The organism is Aquimarina sp. (assembly GCF_977115655.1).
Genome location: NZ_CDSBKO010000042.1, coordinates 47,513 through 54,347 on the forward strand (window position 1 = coordinate 47,513; position 6,835 = coordinate 54,347).

At 36.6% G+C, this 6,835-nt stretch carries 3 protein-coding genes; 1 reads left to right on the top strand and 2 read right to left on the bottom strand.

Features of this window, described 5'->3' with window-relative positions; genetic code table 11:
* Positions 1–4: 4 nt before the first annotated feature.
* Both ACZIYX_RS16490 and ACZIYX_RS16495 read right to left on the bottom strand, forming a co-directional pair.
* The gene (locus ACZIYX_RS16490) at positions 5–2,983 is read right to left on the bottom strand and encodes an amidohydrolase family protein (protein ID WP_462683350.1); all 2,979 of its coding nucleotides are present in this window, start codon (positions 2,981–2,983) and stop codon (positions 5–7) included.
* A 428-nt stretch (positions 2,984–3,411) separates the two neighbouring features.
* Positions 3,412–4,479: a DUF3810 domain-containing protein gene (locus ACZIYX_RS16495; RefSeq protein ID WP_462683351.1), complete on the bottom strand. Its 1,068-nt coding sequence runs from the start codon at positions 4,477–4,479 to the stop codon at positions 3,412–3,414.
* 168 nt (positions 4,480–4,647) lie between these two features.
* Here ACZIYX_RS16495 and ACZIYX_RS16500 point away from each other — a divergent pair, with 168 nt between their 5' ends.
* Positions 4,648–6,108 carry an aminoacyl-histidine dipeptidase gene (locus ACZIYX_RS16500; RefSeq protein ID WP_462683352.1) on the top strand — a complete coding sequence of 487 codons (1,461 nt, stop codon included), beginning with the start codon at positions 4,648–4,650 and terminating at the stop codon, positions 6,106–6,108.
* The last annotated feature ends 727 nt before the right edge of the window (positions 6,109–6,835 follow it).

The following is a 6,835-nucleotide window of genomic DNA, read 5'->3' on the forward strand; positions in this document are numbered from 1 at the left end:
ATTTTTAATTAATAGTTTCTAAAGTTTCACACTCAAAATGCTGCTTTTCTTTTTTCTTTGCAGGTTGTGTTTTAAGACCATTGTTTTTGGCTTTTAATAATAATGCTGAAAGTTTATTTTTTTCTGCAGCAATAGACTTTCGCATTGCTTTATCTTTTTCGAGATCAAAGTAGACAGCTCCTTCAATTATTGTTTTTTCGGCTTTAGCGTATATGGATAATGGGTGGTCTGTCCATAACACCACATCTGCATCTTTTCCTGCTTTTATACTTCCTACCCGATTATCTATATGTAGTAATTTGGCAGGGTTAAGGGTTACAAATTTTAAAGCGTCCTCTTCGCTAACACCACCATATTTCACAGATTTAGCAGCCTCTTGATTAAGACGACGAGCCATTTCGGCATCATCACTATTGATAGCGGTAACTACTCCTTGATTGTGCATGATAGCAGCATTATAGGGGATAGCATCATTAACCTCATATTTATATGCCCACCAGTCTGAAAAAGTAGATCCTCCAACACCATGAGCCGCCATTTTATCGGCTACTTTATATCCTTCTAAAATATGCGTAAAAGTATTGATCTTAAAGTTGAATTTTTCGGCAACTTTCATAAGCATATTGATTTCACTTTGTACATAAGAGTGGCAGCTTATATAGCGTTCTCCATTAAGGATTTCAACAAGAGTCTCCATCTCGGTATCTTTACGATACGATTTTCCGCTGTTTTTAAGTTTTTCGTATTCTTTTGCACGAGAAAAATAATCCATATACAATTGTTCTACTCCCATTCTGGACTGCGGAAAACGGCTAAAACTTTGCCAGTTGCTTTGCTTTACGTTTTCACCTAAAGCAAATTTTATAAATTTAGGAGAGTTAGGAAATATAAGGTTATCGGCATCTTGTCCCCATTTTAGTTTTATAATTGCAGACCTGCCCCCAATAGGGTTTGCAGACCCGTGCAGTATTTGTATAGAAGTAACCCCGCCGGCAAGGTTTCTGTAGATATTAATATCATCCGGGGATATCACATCTTCGATAGTTACCTCTGCAGAGGAGTTGTGCCCCGCCTCATTAATTGCTGCTGCTGCAATATGAGAGTGTTCATCTATTATTCCTGCAGTAATATGTTTTCCTGTGGCATCTATTATAGTTGCATTTGTGGCACTAAGATTTTTACCAACGGCAGATATTTTACCATCTTTTATCAATACATCGGTTTCTGTTAAAATTCCATCAGTTTCATTTGTCCAAACCGTAGCATTTTTAAACAGGATGGTTTCTGATTTTGGTAATTGAGCATTACCATACGCAATATTTGGATAGGTAACAGGCAGTATTTCTGGTTTTTCTTCTGGTTTTTCTTCCGGTTTTTTAGCAGAAGCATCTTCTGGTTTCTTTTGTATAGAAAAAGAAGTTTCAGATCCATTGGGCAGAATTGCTTTACCACTCCAAAGTGTGGCAGTGTCATTAACCCGGGATACAATTCTGGTATATTGGGTCTTTGTGGTATCGGCATCCGTAAAAGTAAGATGTACCCAATCCTCTGTTCGGCTTATTTTTGTTCCTAATTTAGTCTCTCCTAATTTGATTTCGACCTTGGGATCAGAAGTTTTTCCTGAGACAGACATCTCATAGGTAGTGTCTGCAACGGTTAGATTATAAGTACCATTTATATCGGGAGCAGTCCTGTCGTTGATTACATTTTTATGACCTTGTACCCAGTTTTCATACAGTATATTGTCTTTAGAGAACAATTCATCTTTGGTAATCAAAAAGTTGGCATAGCTTCCTTTTTTAAGGCTCCCTAGCAGATCACTTTTTCCTAAAATTTGCGCAGGAATAGTGGTAAGAGCAGCAATAGCAGTCTTTTTGTCTAAACCATGTTGGATTGCTTTTTCTATTCTGGAGGTAAGGTCTTCTGTTTTTTTTAGTTTGTGTGTGGTCAACGCAAAAGAGATTCCGTTTTTGGATAAAACCGATGGATTTGTGGGGGCCTGATTCCAGTGGCGCATATCTCCCAAACTTACTAAGTTGGCAGCAAAAGGATCAGACACATCGTAGGCATCAGGAAAATCCAAAGGGATAATATATTTGGCATTGGTAGCCTTTACTTTATCAATTTTTGCATACTCATCTCCACCACCAACAATAATATATTGTGTATTAAACTGATCTCCTATCTTATCTGCTCTAAGACCGTTTATTCTGCTTCCTGCTTCAAAAATTTGCGGAAGGTTTTTATTTCGGTGTAAAGCTTCTAAAGATAAATCTTTGTTGTTTGCGTTACCGGTAGCATACCAATTGGCATCATAATACATTTGTCTTAATAATGCTATTGCTCCCATTAAAGAGGTAGGGTAGAGTTGCTTACTTTTATTGCTTTTTGAAAAAGACAAAAATTGTGCAGACCGATCGCTTAATAATCGTTCTCCTTCGGTTCCTTCATTATTTAAAGCAATTAGTAATCCTGTTCCTCTTACAATACCATCGGGGCTATGGGTATGAAGGACTCCAAATCCTTGTTGGATATATTCTGTAGCTTTTTTTGCATCATATTTAAAATGAGTAAGTGCATTGGTTTCTGGTCGAATATGATCGTTCCAATAATATCCTTCTCTGGATGCTTCATATTGAGGATTGCCTTCAAAGGGGCTTCCTCCTTTAGGTTTTGGTTTTTCTATACCAAAATTGGTGTAAGGGTCGATAAAAGAAGCATAAATATGCTTTCCCTTTAGATCAATAATAACGCTATTGGCAGGGATAGTAACAGAGTTTCCGACCTCTACAATTTTACCTTTTTGGATTACCAGCGTTCCGTTTTTAATTTCAGAATCGGGTGTGGTATGAATGGTAGCATTTTTAAATACGGTATAGTTAGAATCTGTAGTATTAACCCCGTCATTTTTAGGAAAATAATCCTGAGAATAAGAATTTAAAATCCCACATACCACCGTAAGCGATAATAGAAGTTTTTTCATAGAAAATAGTGTAAAGTAAATTGAATAGGTTTTAAAGATAGTAGTTGCACTACGAAGATACTGTTAATTAATAATTTTTTAACAGGATGGTTTTTGAAATTTTGAGGTTTTTTAGTTTAGGGAAGTGTTTTAATTTTTGACCTCTGTCTCCCGTCTTTCAGCATCGGGCTTCACACTTCAACATTTCTCCCATCCCCGGCCCTTCCCAAAGGGAAGGGAGTTTGTAGGGTGCTACAACATTTACAAGTAAACGGACATTTCTATACTCCCAACCTCCGACTCCCGACTTCAAACACCCGACCTCCGACCTCCGTCTCCCGACTTCGGACACCCGACTTCAAACACCCGACTCTCAACCTCCGTCTCCCGACTTCAAACACCCGACTTCGGACACCCGACCTCCAGCCTCCAGCCTCCGACCTTACGTATTAGATCGGTTTTGTTTTATAATAATTAACCAGCAAAGCCACCACATAGCTATAGGTTTCCATACCATCGGGTTGGTTGTTGATTTTTAGGTATTTGTCGTAAGTACTTTCAAAAATAAACTCTAACGGATTTTCATAAGACTCCCAAAACTCATTTACCTCACGATAATTTGCTCGTATGCCGGGTCTTAATTCTTCTGCCAGGCAAATTGCCTTTTCTTCGTTGCGCAGGTATAAATCATTAAGGCAAAATTTTAAAGCAAAAGTGGTTCCACTATACTTAAAATACAGATCCTCATAATTCATGGTAGTTAATGCAGCAATAAAATTAGCTTCATTTTCTTTGGCAAAACCTAATTGGTGTGCCTCTTCGTGGCAGCTTGTTGTAGGGGTTTTATAGTTAAGGATCAAACCATTTACCTGTGCCTCGTTGGTAAGAGGGTTTAAGTATCCGCTAAATCCCATGTATGTAAGCGGGAGACTTAATATAGATTTTTTAATACTTTTTGGATGGTATTTTAAACCTGGCAGTAGTGTATGTAATTGATCGTAAGCCGGAATGGTTTTTTCAAATATTAGCTCCTTATTATATGGTATTTGTATAGATAAAGAATCTTTGGGCTCTAAAGTAGCATGCAAAGAATTGGCATGAGCGATTAGTTTTTCAGAAACCATGATTAATTCTTTTTCAGTATAAGTATCTTCAATCTTTAATATTTCATGTAACGGTAACCTGTAATAATTTATCCCCCATAGTATATGAAAACTGGCATAAATAATAGATAGTGTGGCGCCAATATCAAGTAGAACTTCTTTTTTAAATAAAGCTTTTGAGCGTATTTTTTTTATGAAAAACCGAATAAGTAAAACGATGCATACACTATATAAAATATCCCCAAACGAAAACGGTAACCATCCAAATACATATCGCAAAATTTTTGAAGTATACACAAATAAACCGTTACTATAAAACCGTTCTACAGTTTCAGGAAAGAAAGAAATCCCCTTAATAATAAGGATTTGAACAGGTAATAATATAGTAAGATATAGTTTTGTCTTTGCTTGCATTGCGTAAATATATGTACAATTTCAAAGTTAAATTGGTAGAAGAATCAAGAATTAAGAGTTTTTTAGTATCTATTAAAAGTAATTTATAAACTTATACACTTTACTCTTCTTAAACTTTGATACTTAATTTAAAATATAGAATTTCGCAGTTCTAAAAATAACAGATCTATGAATTCAGAAATAAGAGCTTTAGAACCCCAAAACCTTTGGAATAAATTTGCAGACCTTAATGCAGTACCGCGCCCTTCAAAAAAAGAAGAACGAGTGATTGCATTTATGAAAAACTATGGAGAATCCTTGGGATTACCTGTGCATGTTGATGCCGTAGGTAATGTTATTATCAAAAAACCAGCTACGGCAGGTATGGAGGATCGCAAAACGATAGTGATGCAATCGCATTTGGATATGGTACATCAAAAAAATGCAGATACCGATTTTGATTTTGATACTCAGGGAATAGAAATGCGTATCGATGGGGATTGGGTGAGAGCTAATGGCACTACTCTGGGAGCAGATAACGGATTGGGAGTAGCAACTATTATGGCGATTCTGGAATCTACAGATATACCACACCCTGCAATCGAAGCATTGTTTACTATCGATGAAGAAACAGGGATGACAGGGGCAATGGGGCTAGAAGGAGGTTTGTTAGACGGAGAGATATTACTAAATCTGGATACCGAAGAGGATGATGAAATAGGAGTGGGATGTGCCGGTGGTATAGATGTTACTGCAACAAGAAGTTATAAACAAGAAACGGTAGCAGAAGGTAAAACAGCATATACTATTGCCATACGAGGACTTAATGGTGGGCATTCGGGTATGGATATTCATAAAGGTTTGGGTAATGCAAACAAGATAATGAACCGTCTTTTATTTGACGGGTTCGAAAACTTTGGGTTACAAATAAACAATATAGAAGGAGGAAGCCTACGCAATGCAATTCCAAGAGAAAGTTTTGCCACTGTAGTAGTAGATAAGATACAGGCAGAAGCTTTTGAGTTTGAAACAGGAGAGTTGTCTAAAATAATTCAGAAAGAACTGGCTATAACAGAACCTAATTTGGTAATAGAAGTTACTGCAATAGCTACCCCGGATAATGTAATGGAGTTAGGGGTGCAAGAAGGGATTATAAAAGCATTGTATGCAGCACATAATGGGGTGTATACCATGAGTGCATCGATACCCGATTTGGTAGAAACCTCAAATAACATAGCAAAAGTAACTATTGCAGATGGAGAAATTTCTGTAAAGTGTTTAACCCGTAGTAGTGTAGAAACCTCTAAACAAGATTTGGTAAACAAACTAAGAGCCACTTTTGAGCTTACAGGATGCGAGGTAACTACAGGTGGAGATTACCCGGGATGGGCACCAAATATGGATTCGCCAATATTAAAAGTATTGGATACACTATATGAAAAATTAAATGGCGAAAAAGCACATGTTGCTGCCTGCCATGCTGGTTTAGAATGTGGTATCCTTGGGCAAAATTATCCAGATATGGATATGATATCCTTTGGGCCAACAATATTAGGAGCACACTCTCCGGACGAAAGAGCAAGCATATCATCGGTGCAAAAATATTGGAAATTTGTAAAAGAGATTTTAAAAGAAATCCCTAAGCGATAAATAAAAAATAGTGTATTAAAAAAAGAGGGTGTCTGACTTTTTAGATACCCTCTTTTTTATTATGAATACTTCAAAAAACCGACTCTAAAAGAAGGTTTTACTGAAAGAAATAAAGTTTTTTTTAGAAAATACTACAAATAATTCAGCTTAATTTTATCAAAAATTACTTTTTAGACAGCCTCATTTTTTTTGTAGAACTATAGATACTAGTTTTGGATACCTATGAGACAAAAAATTAAGACATAATAGTGACCTGATATGTCATTCCGTTGCAAAATGGAATCCACGACCAATACTGCTTAAATAAAAGTTTACATACAGTACAACAATTACAGGGAACACACATAATCGGATTTGTCATTCCGTTGCAGAACAAAGAAAATGTATCATCTGGGTCAGTTCGAGTGTTTTCTTGGATTGCAAAGCAAAGAAAATGTATCGAGAACAAGTAGGGCAGTCAAAGTGTTGTCATTCCGTTGCAAAACGGAATCCACGACCAATACTGTTTAAGTAAAAGTTTACCTACAGTACAACAATTACAGGGCACACACATAATCGGATTTGTCATTCCGTTACAGAACAAAGAAAATGTATCATCTGGGTCAGTTCGAGTGTTTTCTTGGATTGCAAAGCAAAGAAAATGTATCGAGAACAAGTAGGGCAGTCAAAGTGTTGTCATTCCGTTGCAAAACGGAATCCACGACCAATACTGCTTAAATGAAAGTTT